Annotated in this window: 2 protein-coding genes; both read left to right on the top strand. The window is 73.9% G+C overall.

What is annotated here, in order from left to right; all coding sequences use genetic code 11:
* Window positions 1-48 precede the first annotated feature (48 nt).
* Complete coding sequence (locus tag I59_RS05115) at window positions 49-1,467, top strand: MFS transporter (RefSeq protein WP_042726486.1); 1,419 nt, start codon at window positions 49-51, stop codon at window positions 1,465-1,467.
* Window positions 1,468-1,611: 144 nt separating this feature from the next.
* On the top strand, window positions 1,612-2,592 hold a 981-nt coding region (locus tag I59_RS05110), incomplete at its 3' end, for a bifunctional N-acetylglucosamine-1-phosphate uridyltransferase/glucosamine-1-phosphate acetyltransferase (RefSeq protein ID WP_022902948.1).

Here is a 2,592-nt window from a genome sequence, read left to right as displayed (position 1 = left end):
CTCGTCACGGGCCACCCGCCCGACACCCCGACGCGCTACCGTTCGCCCATGACCGTGTCGCCCACCGCCGTGCCACCGCAGCGCACCGACCGCCGCGCGCTCGTCTCGTGGGCGCTCTGGGACTGGGGGTCCGCGGCGTTCAACGCCGTCGTCACCACCTTCGTATTCAGCACCTACCTGGCGAGCCGCGCGTTCGTCGACCCGGCCCTCGTCGCCGATACCTCGGCGGCGGGCAGGGCCGTCGTCGAACGGGGGCTCGCGCACAACGCCGCCATCGTCTCCACGACGCTCGCCATCGCGGGGGTCGTCGTCGCCCTCGTCGCGCCCGCGGTCGGGCGACTCGCGGACAGCACCGGCCACCGTCGCCGATCCGTGCTGATCGCCACGATCGGCATCGCCCTGTCGATCGGCGGCATGGTGTTCGTGGCGCCGAGCCAGCCCTACCTGTACCTCGGTGCAGCCCTGCTCGGAATCGGCACCGTCGCGTACGAGATCGCGAGCGTGGGCTACAACGCGATGCTCGGCCAGGTCGCCCCGGGGGACCGCACCGGCCGGGTGTCGGCCATCGGCTGGGCGGCCGGCTACTTCGGCGGCATCGTGCTGCTCGTCGTGCTGCTCGTGCTCTGCATCCAGGACTTCGGCGGCGGTGACGTCGCCGGACTCCTGCGCCTCCCGGCGACGGTGGCGACCGGGCAGTGGGACGTCCGCGTCGCGATCGGCATCGCCGCGGTCTGGCTCGCCGTGAGCTCGGTGCCGCTGTTCCTCGTCGTGCCCGAGGCCGCCGCGGACCGGTCGCGCGGCGGCGGCGTGCTCTCGGCGTACCGTGACCTCGGCCGCGACGTCGCACGCCTGTGGCGGGAGCGGCGCGACGTGCTCGGGTTCCTCGTCGCGAGCGCGGTGTTCCGCGACGGGGTCGGTGCCGTATTCACCTTCGGCGGCATCATCGCCGCGCAGGTCTTCGGGTTCTCCGCGTCGCAGGTGATCCTGTTCGCCATCGCCGCGAACGTCGTCGCCGGCGTCGCGACCTACGCCTCCGGGTGGCTGGACGACCGGTTCGGGTCGCGTGCGCTCATCATGGTCTCGCTCGTCGGACTGGCGCTCTGCGGCCTCGGGGTGCTCGCCGCGGGGACGTCGGCCGCGCTGTTCTGGGTGCTCGGACTGACCCTCGCACTCTTCGTCGGGCCGGTGCAGGCGTCGTCGCGGGCCTACCTCGCGCGGCTCGCGACGCCCGGCCGGGAGGGCGAGCTCTTCGGCCTGTACGCCACCACCGGCCGCGCAGCGACGTTCCTCGCGCCGACGCTGTTCTCGCTGGCCGTGACGATCGGCGGCTCGACGCGGTACGGGATCCTCGGGATCGTGGTGGTGCTCGTGGCGGGGCTCGTGTGCATGGCGTTCGTGCGGACCTCGGCGGACCGGGCGCCGGGGGTGGCCGATCGGGGCGAGCGCCGGGGGTCGGACCGGGCGTAGCCGGTCGGACCGGGCGGAGGTGGTCGTTCGTTCCGCCACACCTCGCCCGATCCCGCCTCCCATCGTGTCCGTGACGGGAGGGACCGCGCACCGGACCCGCACCGCCCGGGCACCGCTCAGCCCCGGTTGCGCCAGGATGGGACCATGACCGACCAGCGCATCGCCGTCGTCGTCCTCGCCGCAGGCCAGGGCACGCGCATGAAGTCCGCCACGCCCAAGGTGCTGCACCGCCTCGCCGGGCTGCCGCTCATCGCGCACGTGCTCCGGACCGCGTCGTCGCTCGAGCCCGCNCACGTCGCCGTCGTCGTGCGACACGAGCGGGACCGCGTCGCAGCCGAGGTCGTCGAGCGTGCGCCCGACGCCCTCGTGGTCGACCAGGACGAGGTCCCCGGCACCGGCCGTGCGGTCGAGGTCGCGGTGCGGGCGCTCCCCGCGGACTTCGACGGTGCCGTCGTGGTGTTGTCGGGCGACGTCCCGCTGCTCGACGTGGTGTCGCTCCGTGCGCTCGTGGACGCGCACGTGGGCGGCGGCAACGGCGCCACCTTCGTGAGCGCGATCGCCCCCGACCCGACGGGGCTCGGCCGCATCGTCCGTGACGAGGCCGGTGCGTTCGTCGGGGTCGTCGAGCACAAGGACGCGACGCCCGAGCAGCTGACGATCACCGAGGCGAACGCGGGCATCTACGCCTTCGACGTCACGCACCTCCGCGCCGTCCTGCCGTCGCTCACCACGGCGAACGCGCAGGGCGAGAAGTACATCACCGACGCACCGGCGCTGATCGGCGAGCGGGGCGGGCGCATCGACGTCGTCACGCTCACCGACCCGTGGCTCGTCGCCGGGATCAACGACCGTGCGCAGCTGTCCGACGCCGCCCGCGAGCTCAACGCCCGGATCGTCCGCCGGCACCAGGTCGCCGGCGTCACCGTGCAGGACCCGGCGACGACGTGGATCGACCTCGACGTGACCATCGAGCCCGACGCCGAGGTCCTGCCCGGCACGCAACTCGTCGGCGCGACCGCCATCGCCGCGGGAGCCGTCGTCGGACCGGACACCACCCTCCGCGACACCGAGGTCGGTGCGGGCGCGACCGTGAACCGTGTCGACGCGACGCTTGCCGTGATCGGG

It is taken from the genome of Curtobacterium sp. B8 (genome assembly GCF_000333315.1).
Taxonomy (GTDB): Bacteria; Actinomycetota; Actinomycetes; order Actinomycetales; family Microbacteriaceae; genus Curtobacterium; species Curtobacterium luteum.
Note: the sequence above shows the minus strand (reverse complement) of the source record. Positions and strands in the feature narration are given on the sequence as shown.